The following is a 15,524-nucleotide window of genomic DNA, read 5'->3' on the forward strand; positions in this document are numbered from 1 at the left end:
GGCGATGAAGCGAGGGCCAAGCGCATGAAGGTTGTCGATCTCGATCGGGAAACGGTCAAACGCGGGCTCGACGACGGATCGATCCTGCTCATCGATGTGCGGGAGCCGCACGAATATTCGGCCGGGCATATTCCGGGTTCGGTCACCCACCCGCTATCGACCTTCGACACGCAAGCGTTGTCGACCCTCATCTCCGAGGACGGGCGCCGCCCGGTCTTTTCGTGCGCGGCCGGTGTCCGTTCGGTTCATGCCTTGGCCGCCGCGCAATCCGCCGGGATCCCGGTGGAGGAGCATTATGTCGGCGGGTTCAAGGACTGGTATCGTGCCGGCGAAACGGTCGAGTCCTGAATATCCGGTGTCCGAAGTCCGGCCGCTCGGCGGTTCGGCGATTATTCCACGCCTCAATCCCATCGCTCCACGGGCTATGTGCGGCAGCGCACGACATCGCGGGAACGGTGCCTTTAGCTCGCTGGGCGCAGGGAAAAGCAACATGATCAAGCGTCCGCTCTCCGGATGGTCGTCCGCGATCCTCCTGTCCGCAGCATTTCTAGCCTTCGCATCTCCGGTCTCCGCGCAGGCGCCCGGTGGGCCGCCTCCCAAAGTCACCACGGCCAAGCCGGTGGTGCGTGAGATCGTCGAAACCGACATGTATACCGGGCGGTTCGATCCGGTAGAGATCGTCGACGTCCGGGCGCGGGTCACCGGTTATCTCGAAAAGGTCAACTTCGTGGATGGCGCGACGGTGAAGAAGGGCGACCTGCTCTTCGTCATCGACCGCCGCCCTTACAAGGCTGCCCTCGACCAGGCCAAGGCCGCCCTCACCTCCGCGCAGGCCGGGCTGACCTTCTCGCAGACCGACCTCGAACGCGCTCAGACCTTGAGCCGCTCGGGCAACATCTCAGAGCAGGTGACGGATCAGCGGCGCCAGGCGTCGCAGACGGCGCAAGCCAATGTCGACAGCGCCGACGCCCAGCTTCGACAGGCTCAGCTCAATTACGACTTCACCGAAGTCCGCGCCCCGATCTCTGGTCGGATCAGCCAGCGCCTCGTCACCGAGGGCAACATCGTCATCACCGATCAGACCCAGCTGACGACCATCGTCTCCTTGGACCCGATTTATTTTGGCTTCACCGTCGATGAGCGTTCGTTCCTGAAATACCAGGGCAGCCTCGGTATCGGCATGGGCCAGACCCAGAAGGGCAAGGGCGTTCCGATCCTGATCGCCTTGACCAACGAGACAAAGCCCACCCGCAAGGGCACCCTCGACTTCGTGGACAACCGCGTCGACAACGCCACCGGTACGGTGCTGCTGCGCGCCACGGTCGAGAACCCGGACGGCTTCATCAAGCCGGGCCTGTTCGGCATCGTTTCGCTGCCGGCGACGAAGCCGTTCCAGGGTATCCTGCTCCCCGACGAGGCCATCTCGGCGAACCAAGACAAGCGCATCGTCTACATCGTGGCCGATGATGGCTCGGTGAGCACCCGCGACGTGAAGCTCGGGCCGAAGGTCGATGGATACCGCGTGATCCGCGAAGGCCTGAAGGGCGACGAGAACATCGTCGTCAACGGCCTGTCCCGCGTCCGCCCCGGCGCCAAGGTGACGGCAGAGGCGAGCACGCTGCCGCCGAGCCGCAGCTGACGCGACCCCATTCTAGACCGGGCCCGCTCGTTTCCGCCTTCCGTTTCAGGGGCGTGACATCAGGCGGGCTCGTGACGGCGAACGAAGAAACATTCCCGCAGAGGTGGCCCAGGGCTCCTATGCGGCGAGAGGTTTGACCGATGCGCTTTGCCCACTTCTTCGTCGATCGGCCGATCTTCGCGTCGGTGACGTCGATCATCTTCCTGATCCTCGGCTACGTCTCCTACGAGTCGCTGCCCGTCGCGCAATATCCCGAGATCGTTCCGCCGACCGTCGTCGTGCGCGCCTCCTATCCGGGCGCCAATGCCGAGACGGTGGCGGCGACGATCGCGACGCCGATCGAGCAGGAGGTGAACGGCGTCGACAACATGCTCTACATGACGTCGTTGTCGACCAATGACGGCAACATGCAGCTGACCGTCACCTTCAAGGTCGGCACCAACCTCGATATCGCCAACGTGCTGGTTCAGAACCGCCTCTCGGTGGCGCAACCACGCCTGCCGCCGGACGTGCGCAACCTCGGCGTCACCGTCCGCAAGTCGTCGCCCGATCTGATGATGGTCGTGCATCTGCTTTCACCAGACAACACCTACGACCAGAACTACCTCTCGAACTACATCTACCTGCGGATCCGCGACGAGCTCCTGCGCCTCGATGGCGTCGGCGACATCACCGTGTTCGGCGGCAGCGAATACGCGCTCCGCATCTGGCTCGATCCGAACAAGCTCTCCGCCTACGGGCTCTCGACCACCGACGTCATCTCGGCCCTGCAGGAGCAGAACGTCCAGGTCGCTTCCGGCGCCCTCGGCGCCCCGCCCGCACCGAAGGACAACGCCTTCCAGCTCGTCGTCCAGTCCCAGGGCCGCTTCCAGACCCCGGAGGAGTTCACCGAGGTCATCGTCAAGGCCAGCGACGGCCGCCTCGTGCGCGTAAAGGACATTGCCCGCACCGAGATGGGCCAGAAGGACTACACCACGCAGTCCTTCCTGAACGGGACCCCCGCCGTCGGCGTCGGCGTGTTCCAGCGTCCGGGGACGAACGCCCTCGAAGCCGCCTCGCAGGTGCGGGCGACGATGGAGACGATCAAGAAGAGCTTCCCGCCGGGGGTCGAGTACCGCATCGCCTACAACCCCACGGAGTTCATCGAAGAATCGGTCCACGAGGTCTACAAGACCCTATTCGAAGCCGTGGCCCTCGTGGTCGTCGTGGTCATCGTCTTCCTGCAGAGCTGGCGCACGGCGCTGATCCCCGTGATCGCGATCCCGGTCTCGCTCATCGGCACCTTCGCCGCCATGCAGGCCTTCGGCTTCTCCATCAACAACCTGACCCTGTTCGGGCTCGTTCTCGCCATCGGCATCGTCGTCGACGACGCGATCGTCGTGGTGGAGAATGTCGAGCGCAACATGGCCGAGGGACTCTCGCCCGGAGACGCCGCGCACAAGACCATGGACGAAGTGGGCGGCGCGGTGCTCGCCATCGCCCTCGTCCTGTCGGCGGTGTTCATCCCGACGGCGTTCATCCCGGGCATTTCCGGCCAGTTCTACAAGCAGTTCGCGCTGACCATCGCGGCCTCGACCATCATCTCGATGTTCAACTCGCTGACGCTGTCACCGGCGCTCTGCAAGCTGCTGCTGAAGCCCCACCACGAACATGCCAAGCCGAAATTCTTCCTGACGCGGTTCTTCGGCTGGCTCGCCGACTTGTTCAATCGGGGCTTCGACAAGCTCTCGCATTGGTATGCGGCGACGATCGGCTTCCTGACCGGACGCATGATCGGCTTGCTCGGTATGATGGTGGTGTATGCCGCGATCATCGCCGGAACGCTGCATGTGGCCACCACGACGCCCACCGGCTTCATCCCGCAGCAGGACCAGGGCTACCTCATCGGCGTCGTCCAGCTGCCGGCGGGCTCGGCTCTGGAGCGCACCACCGCCGTGGTGCGGCGGGCCGCCGACATGGCCCTGAAGGTCGACGGCGTCGCCGATGCCGTCATCATCTCGGGCTTCGACGGGGCGACCTTCACCAACACCACCAACGGCGCCGTGATGTTCCTGGTCCTGAAGGGGGCAAAGGAGCGTGCCACGACGGGTAGGACGGCGGCGGCCATCACCGGCGACGTGTTCAAGGCCACGGCCTCGATCCAAGAGGCCCGCGTCCTGTTCATTCCGCCGCCGCCCGTCCGAGGCCTCGGTACCGGCGGTGGCTTCAAGATGCAGATCGAGAGCCGCCAGAACTCGGCCATCGCTCCGCTGCTGGCCGCCACGAACGAGATTCTCGGTCAGGCGAACCAGAGCAACGACGTCCAGCGCGTGTTCACCACCTTCGGCAACGACACGCCTCAGCTCTTCATCGACATCGATCGCACGATGGCGCGGATGCTGAACGTGCCGCTCGCCTCGGTCTTCGCGACGCTGCAGACCAATCTCGGCGGTGCCTACGTCAACGACTTCAACACGTTCGGCCGCATCTATCAGGTGCGTGCCCAGGCCGACGCGGCCTTCCGCCTGGAGAAGGGCGATATCGAGCGGCTGAAGGTGCGTTCCTCCACCGGCGCCTTGGTGCCGATGGGAACCCTCGCGTCGATCCGCGAGATCAGCGGGCCGCAGATCGTCCAGCGGTTCAACCTGTTCTACTCGGTGCCGATCCAGGGCGATGCCAAGCCCGGCGTGTCGACCGGCCAGGCGCTCGCGGCGATGGAGAAGATCGCTCAGTCCCTGCCGGAGGGCTACGCCTACGACTGGACCGAGATCGCCTTCCAGCAGAAGGCAACGGGCAACACCGCGATCTACGTCTTCGGTCTCGGCGTGCTCCTCGTCTTCCTGGTGCTCGCGGCGCAGTATGAATCCTGGGCGCTGCCGCTGGCGATCATCCTCGTCGTGCCGACAGGTGTGCTCTCGGCCTTGGGCGCGGTCCAGTTCAGGGGGCAGGACAACAACATCCTGACCCAGATCGGGCTGATCGTGCTCATCGGTCTGGCGGCGAAGAACGCGATCCTGATCGTGGAATTCGCTCACCAGCTCGAGGAGACGGAGAAGAAGGGGCCGGTTGCCGCCGCGGTGGAAGCCTGCCGCCTGCGCCTGCGCCCGATCCTAATGACGGCCTTCGCCTTCATCCTCGGTACGGTCCCCCTCGTCATCGCCACCGGTCCCGGCGCGGAGATGCGTCAGGCTCTCGGAACCGCCGTCTGTTTCGGTATGATCGGCGCGACGTTCTTCGGGCTGTTCCTGACCCCGGTCTTCTATGTGGCGATCCGCAACATACTGATCTGGTTCGCCAAGAAGCGTGGCAAGGATCCGCACGACACCACCCCCGACAAGCACGATCCCCACGCGACGCCGTCGCACGCGTGAAGACGACAAGGTCCGGCGCATGAAGCTCTGCGCCGGACTCGCGGAAAAGGGGTTGCACGGGAAGGACCGTGAAGCTAAGACCCCTCAGCCCGTTACAGGGCGTCGAAGCGGAGCGCAGCCCAGTCAGCGCGTTGGTCCTCGGACCAAGGACTGGATCGGTGTCTTTCGCAGTCGATCGGTAGTCAGGACGGTTCTTGACGGAGTATAGCGCAGCCCGGTAGCGCACCTGTCTGGGGGACAGGGGGTCGCAGGTTCAAGTCCTGCTACTCCGACCATTAAAACGCGGTGACATTGGCCTTCGAGCTTATGTCGTCCGTCCTGACGTAAAGGCCGGGGTGCGCAGCCCCGGCCTTTTTCGTTTCCCCGAGAATTCCGGATTTCGGCACTGACTCCGGATGCATTGCGATACGGCCGAATCGATATCAGACGCCGATCGGGCTGCGGAGACGGCTGCGCCGACGGCGAGGTCCGGTGTACCGAGCCTCAGGCCGTCACCCTGCTGAAGGTCGCACCGATGGTCTCCTCGCCACGCCATACCACGCGGCAGACTTCCATCCCCGCGACACAGGAGGAGTACAGGATGAACGTGTCAGGGACCTGGATGGCTTCCGGAAGGGTGAGGCGCACACCGGAGGCGGATATGTCGTAGACGATGCAGGGGATCGTCGTGTGTTCGTCTATGGCGATCAGGCCAGCCTCGTCCTTGCGGAGCCGCTCATCGATCCGACGCTCACTCATACAAACCTCGCCATTTACGCCTTCGAGGATGGGTGAGCGCCTGCGAAGGAAAGGCGAGCACGATGGATCAAATACGATGCATCGCGGCTCAATCCCGTGTTTTCCGGCCCGTCAGAAGAAGATCGGCCGCGCCGCCGCGTGATGTTCGGCGAGGATCGCGCCCGTCGCCGGGTCGATTTCTTTCAGCACCGCGTCGTAGCCCCAGAGATCCGCCAGATGCTGCAGAACGCGTCTGGCATCGTCGGCCTGGAGCGTGATGCGGTTCAGCGCCTTGTGATGGACGATGAGGCGGCGGTCGCCCTCCAGGTCGACATCCACCACCTCGATATCGGGATCGAGCCAGGCGACGTCGTATTGTCGTGCGAAAGATCGGCGTAGCTTGCGGTAACCGCGCTCGTCATGGATCGCCTCGACGCGCAGTTCGGCCTCGTCGGGATCGTCGACGACGTGGAACAGGCGCATGTCGCGCATGAGCTTGGGGCTGAGGAACTGCGCGATGAAGCTCTCATCCCGATAATTCGCCCAGATGTCGCGCAGGGTCGCCATCGCGTCACCCGTGCCGGCGATCTCGGGGAACCAATGCCGGTCTTCCTCCGTCGGCTGCTCCACAATGCGGGCGATGTCCTGCATCATCGCGAAGCCGATGGCGTAGGGATTGTGCCCGCCATAGCCGCGCTCGTTGTAGTTCGGCTGGCGAATGACGTTGGTGTGCGACTGCAGGAATTCGAGATAGGCGGCTTCGTTGATGAGCCCCTTCTCCGACAGCGAGGTCATGATCCGATAGTGGCAGTAGGTGGCGCAGCCCTCGTTCATCACCTTGGTCTGGCGCTGGGGATAGAAATACTGCGCCACGAGACGGACGATGCGCAGGATCTCGCGCTGCCAGGGCCGGAGCCTGGGGGCGGCCTTCTCGAGAAAATAGAGCAGGTTCTCCTGCGGTAGCTCCAGCAGCGCCTTGCGGCGCTCCAGGGCCGCATCCGGCCTGGCGCCGGCGGTCTTTTGCGGGAGGGTTCGCCAGAGATCGTTGTAGATCTGTTCGCCATGCTCGGCCCGCTCCCGCTCGCGACGCTGCTCGGAGGCGAGGTCGGGCCGTTTCTTGCGGGGATAGCGATGGATGCCCTGGCTCATCAGCGCATGCGCGGCGTCCAGCACCTGCTCCACGGCATGGTGGCCGTAGCGCTCCTCGCATCGGGAGATGAAGCCCTTCGCGAAGTCGAGGTAATCGAGGATACCCTCGGCATCGGTCCATTGCTTGAACAGGTAATTGTTCTTGAAGAAGTGGTTATGGCCGAAGGCGGCATGCGCAATCACCAGCGTCTGCATCGTCGCCGTGTTCTCCTCCATGATGTAGGAGATGCACGGATCGGAATTGATGACGATCTCATAGGCGAGCCCCATCATCCCCCGCCGGTAACCGGCCTCGTGCTGGGCGAAATGCTTGCCGAAGGACCAGTGCTTGTAGAACAGCGGCATGCCGATGGAGGCATAAGCGTCGAGCATCTGCTCGGCGGTGATGATCTCGATCTGGTTCGGGTACCAGGACAGGCCGAGTTCCCGCGCCTCGGCCTCGCACGCGTCATGAATGCGGCGGATGGTGTCGAAATCCCAGTCGTTCCCGCTGAACAGGGGTGTCTGGCGGCCCGAGATCGTTTGGGGAAGCGTGAGTGTCATGCGTGGTCCCGATCTATGCGTCGGTATAGTCCGTCCGCCTCATCGCTGAAGACCGAGAGGCCGGAACAGGTCTTCCCTCCTCCGTAGCGGGACGAGGGTCGCGCGCGAGAGCGCCGCTCACCCCTCCGCCTCCGCCCGGGCGTCCTTTCGCCCGAACAGGTCGCGGAAGACGGGGTAGATGTCGCGGCGGTGGTTGACCTTGCGCATGGCGATGGCGCCGCCTGATTTGGCGAGCCCCTCATAGGTGCGCCAAAGGGTGGTGCGGTGCTCCACGAAGCCGGCCCGTGGACCGTTCTCGTCGCCGACTTCGAGATAGGCGAAGTGCTGACAGGCGGGCAGGATATGCGCCCGCAGCAATTCGGTGGCAGTCGGGCCGTCGCTGGAGACGTTGTCGCCGTCAGAGGCCTGCGCGGCGTAAATGTTCCAATCATCCGGGCTGTAGCGTTCGGTGATGACGCGCTTCATCTCCACCAGGGCCGACGAGACCAGCGTCCCGCCGGTCTCGCGCGAGCCGAAGAACGTTTCTTCGTCCACCTCCGTCGCCTTGTCGGTATGGCGGATGAAGACGATCTCGACGTGGCGGTAGCGCCGCGTGAGGAAGATGTGCAGCAGGATGTAGAAGCGCTTGGCCAGATCCTTCATGTGCTCGGTCATCGAACCGGACACATCCATCAGGCAGAACATGACCGCCTGAGCGATGGGGCGCGGATAAGGCTCGAAGCGGCGGTAACGAAGATCGATCGGGTCGACATAGGGAATGCGCCGGGTGCGCTCGCGCAGGGCTTCGAGGGCGAGCTTCATGTCCGGGAGAAGCGGATCGGTGCCCTGGGCGTCGGCGATCCGCGCCTCGAGTTCCGCGATCTCGTTCGGCTTCGGCCGCTTCAGAGCGATGCGGCGCGACATGGAATTGCGCAGGGTGCGCGTCAGGGCGAGGTTGGCGGGCGAGCCGGACACCGTATAGCCCGCCCGACGCAGTCCCTCGGTTTCCACCACGGAGAGGCGGCGCTTGGCGAGGTCGGGGAGTTCCAAGTCTTCGAGGAAGAGTTCGAGGAACTCATCCCGCGTCAGCACGAAGTTGAAGGCGTCCTCGCTGTTCTCGGAGCCTTCACCGCCCTCCCCCGAACCCTTTCCGCCGCCGCCGCCGGGTGGACGCTCGATCCGGTCTCCCTCCACGTAGGTTTTGTTGCCGGGAAGAATGTAGTCCTGAAATCCGGTGCCGGATTGCCGGCTGAATCTCGGTTCGCGAACACCGTCGCCCGGAACCGTGACGCGGCCATCCTTGCCGAGATCTTTGATGTCCTTCTCGCGGGCCGATTCTCGCACGGCACGTTGGGCCATGTCTTTGACCCGGCGCAGGAAGCGCTGACGGTTCGCGAGGCTCTTGCCTCCTGGATTCAATCGACGGTCGACGATGTGCATCCGGTGTTTTCGCCCTCGCCTTCAAGACTCTGGCAGTTCGCTGGTCGTGGCGGGCGGACATCGATGATGCCCGCCCGTCTGTCCGTCGCGACGGGACGTGCTCGGAAAGCTAGCCCGCCTGTTTCACCCTCATGTACCATTCGACCAGCCGTCGGACCTGCCTTTCGGTGTAGCCGCGCGCCACCATGCGGTCGACGAACTCGCCATGCTTCTTCTCGGTGTCGCCGTCCTTCTTCGAACCAAAGGAGATCACCGGAAGCAGTTCCTCCACCTGGCTGAACATCCGGCGCTCGATCACCTCCCGCAGCTTCTCGTAGGAGGTCCATGACGGGTTGCGGCCGCCATGCTGTGCCCGCGAGCGAAGGGCGAACTTCACCACCTCGTTGCGGAAATCCTTGGGATTCGCGATGCCGGCCGGCTTCTCGATCTTGGTGAGCTCCTGGTTCAGGAGTTCACGATTGAGGAGCTGCCCCGTCTCGGAATCCTTGAAGTCCTGGTCCTCGATCCACGCATCGGCGTAGTCGATGTAACGGTCGAACAGGTTCTGGCCGTAATCGTGGTAGGATTCGAGATAGGCTTTCTGGATCTCGTGGCCGATGAACTCGGCATAACGCGGCGCTAGCTCGGTCTTGATGAATTCGAGGTAGCGCTTCTCCGTCTCCGGCGGCAATTGCTCGCGGCGCAAGGCCTGTTCGAGCACGTACATGAGGTGCACGGGATCGGCGGAAACCTCGGTGGTGTCGTGGTTGAACGTCGCCGCCATCACCTTGAAGGCGAAGCGCGTGGAGATGCCGTCCATGCCCTCGTCGACGCCTGCCGAATCCTTGTATTCCTGCATGGAACGGGCGCGGGGATCGACCTCGCGCAGGGATTCGCCGTCATAGACGCGCATCTTCGAGAAGGCGTTGGAATTCGCGTGTTCGCGCAGGCGCGAGAGCACGGAGAAGCGTGCCAGCATCTCCAGCGTGCCGGGAGCGCAGGCCGCGTCCGCCAGTTCGGAGCCCGAGACCAGCTTCTCGTAGATCCGCTGCTCTTCCGTCACCCGCAGGCAGTACGGCACCTTGATGACGTAGATGCGGTCGATGAAGGCTTCGTTGTTCTTGTTGGTCTTGAAGGTCTGCCACTCGGACTCGTTCGAGTGCGCCAGGATGATCCCGGTGAAGGGGATCGCGCCGATGTTCTCGGTCCCGACGTAATTGCCCTCCTGCGTCGCCGTGAGCAGCGGGTGCAGCATCTTGATGGGCGCCTTGAACATCTCGACGAATTCGAGAACGCCCTGGTTCGCCCGGTTGAGGCCGCCGGAATAGGAATAGGCATCGGGGTCGGCCTGGGACAGCGTCTCCAGGCGGCGGATATCCACCTTACCAACGAGGCTCGAGATGTCCTGATTGTTCTCGTCACCAGGCTCGGTCTTGGCGATGCCGATCTGGCGCAGGCGCGACGGCCGGACCTTGATGACCTTGAATTGCGAAATATCGCCGTTGAACTCATCGAGGCGCTTCAGGGCCCAGGGGCTCATCAGTCCGGTGAGGCGGCGGCGGGGAATGCCGTAGCGCTCCTGGATTTCGGCCCCCATCACTTCGGGGTCGAAGAGGCCGAGGGGGCTTTCGAAGACGGGCGAGACCTCGTTGCCGGCCTTGAGCACATAGATGGGGTGGACCTCCATCAGCGCCTTCAGCCGCTCGGCCAAGGAGGACTTGCCGCCACCCACCGGGCCGAGCAGATAGAGGATCTGCTTGCGCTCCTCCAAACCTTGCGCAGCGTGCCGGAAGAACGAGACGATCCGCTCGATCGTCTCCTCCATGCCGTAGAATTCCGAGAAGGCTGGGTAGATCCGGATCGTCCGGTTCATGAATACCCGGCCGAGGCGGGCATCCTTGGACGTATCGACGAATTCCGGTTTGCCGATCGCATCGAGGATGCGTTCGGCCGCTGTCGCATACATCAGGGGTTCGTCGCGGCAGGCCTCGAGAAATTCGGAGAGGCTCATCTCCGTGTCGCGGCGTGCTTCGTAACCCCGGGTAAAGCTCTGGAACAGGTCGTTCGTCGATGGCATTGGCATCCCGATCCCTTCACGACTGACGTAGCTTCATCCTGTCTCGGCTAGGATGCAACTGACAGGCCCAGTTTTGTCGCAGTGCGGTCGCGACGGCAATTGAGCGTGGGAAGCTTGCCACAGTGCGGAGTCCGGCGGCGTGGATACAGGCCGCCGGACGCGTCATGCCTGAATGGTCTCAGGCTAGGCTCACAGGTCGGTGGCGCCCTTCTTGCTCTCGTCACCGCCCTTTGTGGCCGAACCGCCGACGGTGATGTTGATCGTCTGGGTCGTGGTCTTCCCATCCGCCTTTTTCACCTCGACCACGACTTCGTCGGTTCCGGTGAACCCGTCCTTGCTCTGGTAGAAGACGCCCGTCGCGGCGGTCTTCTTGTTCGGGCATTTGTGGCTCGACGGGGTCGTGACGCTGCCGGTCTTGGTGATGAGTGATCCATTCTTGGGCGACGTGCTGATGCGGATCTCGGGCATCGAGCCCGGCTTGCAATCGTCCTTCAGGTTCGAGGCGATGAGAATGCGGACGCTCTTGCCGGGTGCCGCGGTCTCAGAGCGGGTCGCGGTGTCCTGGGCCATGGCCGGGACGCTGGCCAGGGCGAGAAACAGGCCTGCTGCGAGAGAGGTCTTCGATTTGACGGCGTACATCGGGCGGTCTCCGGTGATGCCTGGCGACCTTATGGGACGAAAAAAGTGCGACCGCCGTGGCCGGATGCATGTGGGAAGGCGCCTGCCCGCCGTCGAGGGCACCGGAACGTTTCCTTCGCGAGCAGGGGTCCGCACGCTCTCGGACACAAACGATCCATCAGGTGCAAAACGTCCCTCGCGCCGACCCCGATGGACGTCTCAGGAGTGAGCCGAAGGATCCGACGGGTCGCGGAGATGCCGTAGAGCATCCCGGCACGCGTAAAGGTCGTCCAGCACTGCCCTCAGAGCCTGTCGATCGAGGCTCTGGCGCTCGTCGCCGGCGAGATGGCTGACCGCCTCGTCCTCTGCCTCAGAATCTCCGGCGTCCAGATCGCGCTGGCTCGGCGCCGCCACCTCCGCTTCGCCTCGGCCGACCGATTGCACGAAGCGGATGCCATTCTCCTTCAGGACACGCTGGGCACCACGGATCGTGTAGCCCTGGTCGTGAAGCAGGCGGCGGATGCCCTTGATCAGGTCGACGTCTTCGGGCCGATAGTAGCGCCGACCGCCGGCACGCTTGACCGGCCTGACCTGGGTGAACTTGGTTTCCCAGAACCGAAGGACGTGCTGCGGGACGTCGATATCGTCGGCGACTTCGCTGATGGTGCGGAAGGCGCCGGGGCGCTTCTCCACGGTGTCGCGGTGATCCATCAGGCCGGGGATGCTCACCTCGAAGGAGCCGTCCCTGCCGGAAGTCGGATCGGTCGGAACCTTGGCTGCCAGCGGCATGATGGACCTCAATCGTCGTCCTGTTCCGCGACGCCGTTCACGCCGTTGATCCGGGCCTTGAGCACGTTGGAAGGTTTGAACACCATCACCTGGCGCGGCTCGATGGCGACCTCGACGCCGGTCTTGGGGTTGCGGCCGACGCGCCGGCCCTTGCCGCGAACGACGAAGGAACCGAACGAGGACAGCTTCACCGTTTCACCGGATGCGAGGCAGCTGCAGATCTCCGACAACACGGTCTCGACGAGAGCCGCGGATTCCGTCCGCGACAGGCCGACCTGCTGATAGACGGCCTCGCTCAGATCGGCGCGTGTGACCGTCTTCCCTGCCATGCGTCATTCCCCAAACGAATCGTATTTTCTAACGTATCTCTATGATCGGACACGCTAATCTTCGTTTGCCCCGCGGTCAACCGCGCGTCCGATCCAAAGCTTGGCCATGCCATGGAAGCGTGGCGCGCCCTACCAGCGGATGAGTGAGGCGCCCCAGGTGAAACCACCGCCGATGGCTTCGATCATCACGAGATCGCGGCGCTTGATCCGACCGTCCTTACGGGCCGCATCGAGGGCGAGCGGGATGGAGGCCGCCGAGGTGTTGCCGTGCTGGTCGACAGTGAGGACGACCTTGCTCCGGTCGATGCCGAGCTTGTCGGCGGAGGCTTCGATGATGCGCCGGTTGGCTTGATGCGGCACGAACCATGTCAGGTCGTCCGCGCTCGTCCCCGTTGCGGCGAACGCGTCGGCGATGACATCCGTCACCGAGCCTACCGCGAAGCGGAAGACCTCCTTGCCTTCCATCCGCAGGTGGCCGGTCGTGCCGGTGGAGCCGGGGCCGCCATCGACGTAGAGCTTCTCCCGGTGCCGTCCATCGGACCGCAGGTGGCTGGTGAGTACGCCACGATCGTCACTCGTCCCTTCGCCGTCCTGGGCTTCGAGCACGATCGCCCCTGCTCCATCGCCGAACAGCACGCAGGTCGTGCGGTCTTCCCAATCGAGGATTCGCGAAAAAGTCTCGGCGCCGACCACGAGCGCGCGTTTCACGCTCCCGGAGGCAATGAACTTGTCGGCGGTGGCGACGCCGTAGACGAACCCGGCGCAGACTGCCTGGAGGTCGAAGGCGAAACCCGACCGTATCCCCAGCCCCGCCTGGATCTGGGTCGCCACGGACGGAAAGGTATGGTCCGGCGTGGACGTGGCGCAAATGACGAGGTCGATATCCTCCGGACCGAGCCCGGCATCTTCCAGGGCAGCGGCGGCGGCCTTGATGCCCAGGGTCGATGTGGTCTCACCGGCATCGGCCAAGTAGCGCTGACGGATGCCCGTGCGCTGGACGATCCATTCGTCGGAAGTGTCGACGGTCTTCGTCAACTCGTCGTTCGTCACCAGGCGTGCGGGAAGGGCCGAGCCCGTTCCCGCCACTACGGAGCGTATAACCGCCATGTCAGATCCGATCCGGCATCGACCACCTCATGCGGAGGCGGCCATGGGCGTGAGTTCGAGCATGTCGCGAATGGTCCGCATCAGGTCGTGACGCGCCATATCGTGCGCAAGATCGACGGCGGCTGCGAAACCATGGGCATCTTCCGAGCCGTGGCTCTTGATGACGATACCCTCCAGACCGAGGAAGACGCCACCGTTTGCCCGGCTCGGGTTCATCTTGTCGCGGAGTGCCTTGAAAGCCTGCCGGGCGAAAAAGTATCCGATCTTGGCCGAGAGGGTCCGGCTCATGGCCGCGCGCAGGTAGCTGCCGATCTGCTTGGCTGTGCCCTCCGCGGTCTTCAGCGCGATATTGCCGGTGAAGCCTTCGGTGACCACCACGTCCACGGTGCCCTTGCCGAGGTCGTTGCCCTCCACGAAGCCGTGATAGTTCAGGTTCGGCAGATCGCTTTCGCGCAGGCGCCGGGCGGCTTCCTTCACCGCCTCGTTGCCCTTCATCTCCTCGGTCCCGACATTGAGCAGGCCCACGGTCGGCTTATCGAGATCGAACACGATCCTGGCCATGGCGGCACCCATCAGGGCCATCTCCACGAGATGCTCCGCGTCTGTGCCAATCGTCGCCCCCACATCGAGGACGACGCTCTCGCCGCGCACGGTCGGCCAGAGGCACGCGATGGCAGGGCGCTCGATACCGGCCAAGGTCTTCAGGCAGATTTTCGACATCGCCATGAGCGCACCGGTGTTGCCGGCGGAGACGGCCGCATCGGCCTCCCCGTCCTTCACGGCCTGAATCGCGCGCCACATCGAGGACTTGCCTCGGCCCGAACGCACGGCTTGGCTCGGCTTCTCGTCCATGGAGATCGCCACGGTGGTATGGCGGATCTCTACGGCGCCCTTCAGGCGCGGTTCGGCCGCCACCATCGGGGCGAGGATGGCCTCGTCCCCAAACATCAGGAACGTCATCTCGGGATGGCGCTCGCGCGCGATGGCGGCGCCGGGGACCACGGTCGTAGGACCGTGATCGCCGCCCATGGCGTCGAGCGAGATGCACACTCTTTGAGACATGTGGTTCGGCCGGAGGCCTCTTTCAGGACGGACAGACCCCTCTTGCAAAAGGGTCGATGAGACGCCCTTCGGCGAGAAGGGATGGTCGAGAGGCATGGACCCGCATGGGCGGGCCCCTCCTCGGCGCGGCGGAAAATAGCGGTTCGAGCCCGGCGGGCAAACGAAATCTCAGCTTTTCCGGAATCCGTATCGCGACTTCGGCGCCGGAACCCTGAAAATCCGTCGCTCGGGCCGAGCGTCAGGCCTCGTCGCGCTTCAACGTCTTGAGGATAGCTAGCGGCGATTCCGTCGCGTCGGTGACGGGCTCGAAGTCGATGCCGGGCTTACGCGGATACGGATCGAGGCCGAGCGCCAGGAATTCGGCGGTGACCTGTCCGAGGTCGATCGTACCGTTGACGATCGGGTCCGGGATATCGGCCTCCTCGTCTCCGGCGTCCTTTTCCGGCTCGTGGTCACTGAACACGATCTCGACCGGTTCGGAGATTTCCGCCTCGAACGGTTCGAGGCTGATTGTGCAGACCTGCGTGACGAAGGCCGAGACCGTGCCGGTGATGACGAGGCGGGAGGACGTTCCGCTCCAGTGTAGCCGGCCCACGAGATCGCGGATGGCCGGAATCCGGAAATCCGCCGCCAGCGCCGCTTCTTCCTCGGGGGTCGCATCGATGACGATCCCTGCCCTGTCCCTGGGCAGGCGGTCGACCCGGAATGGCCGCGACAATGGCCCGGCCGTCGACTTTGCCGTCATG

Annotated in this window: 13 protein-coding genes and 1 tRNA gene; 4 read left to right on the forward strand and 10 right to left on the reverse strand. The window is 64.1% G+C overall.

The genetic code is table 11. From position 1 onward, the window contains the following. Positions 1–24 precede the first annotated feature (24 nt). The 4 genes from ACYQOP_RS25155 (at position 25) to ACYQOP_RS25170 (ending at position 5,264) form a co-directional block, all read left to right on the forward strand. The gene (locus ACYQOP_RS25155; RefSeq protein WP_461224828.1) at positions 25–348 is read left to right on the forward strand and encodes a rhodanese-like domain-containing protein; all 324 of its coding nucleotides are present in this window, start codon (positions 25–27) and stop codon (positions 346–348) included. Between the two features lie 142 nt (positions 349–490). Then, the gene (locus ACYQOP_RS25160; RefSeq protein WP_056429913.1) at positions 491–1,639 is read left to right on the forward strand and encodes an efflux RND transporter periplasmic adaptor subunit; all 1,149 of its coding nucleotides are present in this window, start codon (positions 491–493) and stop codon (positions 1,637–1,639) included. 140 nt (positions 1,640–1,779) lie between these two features. Continuing rightward, positions 1,780–4,989: an efflux RND transporter permease subunit gene (locus ACYQOP_RS25165; RefSeq protein ID WP_056429910.1), complete on the forward strand. Its 3,210-nt coding sequence runs from the start codon at positions 1,780–1,782 to the stop codon at positions 4,987–4,989. 198 nt (positions 4,990–5,187) lie between these two features. Beyond that, a tRNA-Pro gene (locus tag ACYQOP_RS25170) sits at positions 5,188–5,264 on the forward strand. 208 nt (positions 5,265–5,472) lie between these two features. On the opposite strand, the gene ACYQOP_RS25175 is transcribed toward ACYQOP_RS25170, so the two are convergent. From ACYQOP_RS25175 to ACYQOP_RS25220, 10 genes are all read right to left on the reverse strand, one after another. Beyond that, entirely contained in the window at positions 5,473–5,727 is a 255-nt protein-coding gene (locus ACYQOP_RS25175) for a PilZ domain-containing protein (RefSeq protein WP_207410752.1), read from the reverse strand. A gap of 111 nt (positions 5,728–5,838) precedes the next feature. Next, on the reverse strand, positions 5,839–7,398 hold the full coding sequence (locus ACYQOP_RS25180; RefSeq protein WP_419951535.1) for a SpoVR family protein: 1,560 nt from the start codon (positions 7,396–7,398) through the stop codon (positions 5,839–5,841). A 117-nt stretch (positions 7,399–7,515) separates the two neighbouring features. After that, positions 7,516–8,817 (reverse strand): YeaH/YhbH family protein, encoded by a 1,302-nt coding sequence (locus tag ACYQOP_RS25185; protein WP_461224830.1) that lies wholly within the window; start codon positions 8,815–8,817, stop codon positions 7,516–7,518. 109 nt (positions 8,818–8,926) lie between these two features. Next, positions 8,927–10,879 carry a PrkA family serine protein kinase gene (locus tag ACYQOP_RS25190; RefSeq protein WP_207413608.1) on the reverse strand — a complete coding sequence of 651 codons (1,953 nt, stop codon included), beginning with the start codon at positions 10,877–10,879 and terminating at the stop codon, positions 8,927–8,929. Between the two features lie 183 nt (positions 10,880–11,062). Then, a complete protein-coding gene (locus ACYQOP_RS25195; RefSeq protein ID WP_419951537.1) occupies positions 11,063–11,512 on the reverse strand; it encodes a 4-aminobutyrate aminotransferase in 450 nt (149 codons plus the stop codon). 198 nt (positions 11,513–11,710) lie between these two features. Further along, positions 11,711–12,202, reverse strand: a complete 492-nt coding sequence (locus tag ACYQOP_RS25200) for a MerR family transcriptional regulator (RefSeq protein ID WP_056430493.1) — start codon at positions 12,200–12,202, stop codon at positions 11,711–11,713. An 86-nt stretch (positions 12,203–12,288) separates the two neighbouring features. Beyond that, on the reverse strand, positions 12,289–12,609 hold the full coding sequence (locus ACYQOP_RS25205) for an integration host factor subunit alpha (protein ID WP_056429891.1): 321 nt from the start codon (positions 12,607–12,609) through the stop codon (positions 12,289–12,291). A 129-nt stretch (positions 12,610–12,738) separates the two neighbouring features. After that, positions 12,739–13,716 (reverse strand): beta-ketoacyl-ACP synthase III, encoded by a 978-nt coding sequence (locus ACYQOP_RS25210; protein WP_056429888.1) that lies wholly within the window; start codon positions 13,714–13,716, stop codon positions 12,739–12,741. Between the two features lie 27 nt (positions 13,717–13,743). Next, positions 13,744–14,778 carry a phosphate acyltransferase PlsX gene (gene plsX / locus ACYQOP_RS25215; protein WP_461224833.1) on the reverse strand — a complete coding sequence of 345 codons (1,035 nt, stop codon included), beginning with the start codon at positions 14,776–14,778 and terminating at the stop codon, positions 13,744–13,746. A gap of 238 nt (positions 14,779–15,016) precedes the next feature. Beyond that, complete coding sequence (locus ACYQOP_RS25220; protein WP_461224835.1) at positions 15,017–15,523, reverse strand: YceD family protein; 507 nt, start codon at positions 15,521–15,523, stop codon at positions 15,017–15,019. Between the last annotated feature and the right edge of the window lies 1 nt (position 15,524).

This window comes from Methylobacterium sp. CM6247, assembly GCF_054817925.1.

Bases quoted from the DNA above. Each gene is read 5' to 3' on its own strand.
- ACYQOP_RS25155 (WP_461224828.1), top strand. From the start codon at position 25: ATGAAGGTTGTCGATCTCGATCGGGAAACGGTCAAACGCGGGCTCGAC.
- ACYQOP_RS25160 (WP_056429913.1), top strand. From the start codon at position 491: ATGATCAAGCGTCCGCTCTCCGGATGGTCGTCCGCGATCCTCCTGTCC.
- ACYQOP_RS25165 (WP_056429910.1), top strand. From the start codon at position 1,780: ATGCGCTTTGCCCACTTCTTCGTCGATCGGCCGATCTTCGCGTCGGTG.
- ACYQOP_RS25175 (WP_207410752.1), bottom strand. From the start codon at position 5,727: ATGAGTGAGCGTCGGATCGATGAGCGGCTCCGCAAGGACGAGGCTGGC.
- ACYQOP_RS25180 (WP_419951535.1), bottom strand. From the start codon at position 7,398: ATGACACTCACGCTTCCCCAAACGATCTCGGGCCGCCAGACACCCCTG.
- ACYQOP_RS25185 (WP_461224830.1), bottom strand. From the start codon at position 8,817: ATGCACATCGTCGACCGTCGATTGAATCCAGGAGGCAAGAGCCTCGCG.
- ACYQOP_RS25190 (WP_207413608.1), bottom strand. From the start codon at position 10,879: ATGCCAATGCCATCGACGAACGACCTGTTCCAGAGCTTTACCCGGGGT.
- ACYQOP_RS25195 (WP_419951537.1), bottom strand. From the start codon at position 11,512: ATGTACGCCGTCAAATCGAAGACCTCTCTCGCAGCAGGCCTGTTTCTC.
- ACYQOP_RS25200 (WP_056430493.1), bottom strand. From the start codon at position 12,202: ATGGATCACCGCGACACCGTGGAGAAGCGCCCCGGCGCCTTCCGCACC.
- ACYQOP_RS25205 (WP_056429891.1), bottom strand. From the start codon at position 12,609: ATGGCAGGGAAGACGGTCACACGCGCCGATCTGAGCGAGGCCGTCTAT.
- ACYQOP_RS25210 (WP_056429888.1), bottom strand. From the start codon at position 13,716: ATGGCGGTTATACGCTCCGTAGTGGCGGGAACGGGCTCGGCCCTTCCC.
- plsX (WP_461224833.1), bottom strand. From the start codon at position 14,778: ATGTCTCAAAGAGTGTGCATCTCGCTCGACGCCATGGGCGGCGATCAC.
- ACYQOP_RS25220 (WP_461224835.1), bottom strand. From the start codon at position 15,523: ATGACGGCAAAGTCGACGGCCGGGCCATTGTCGCGGCCATTCCGGGTC.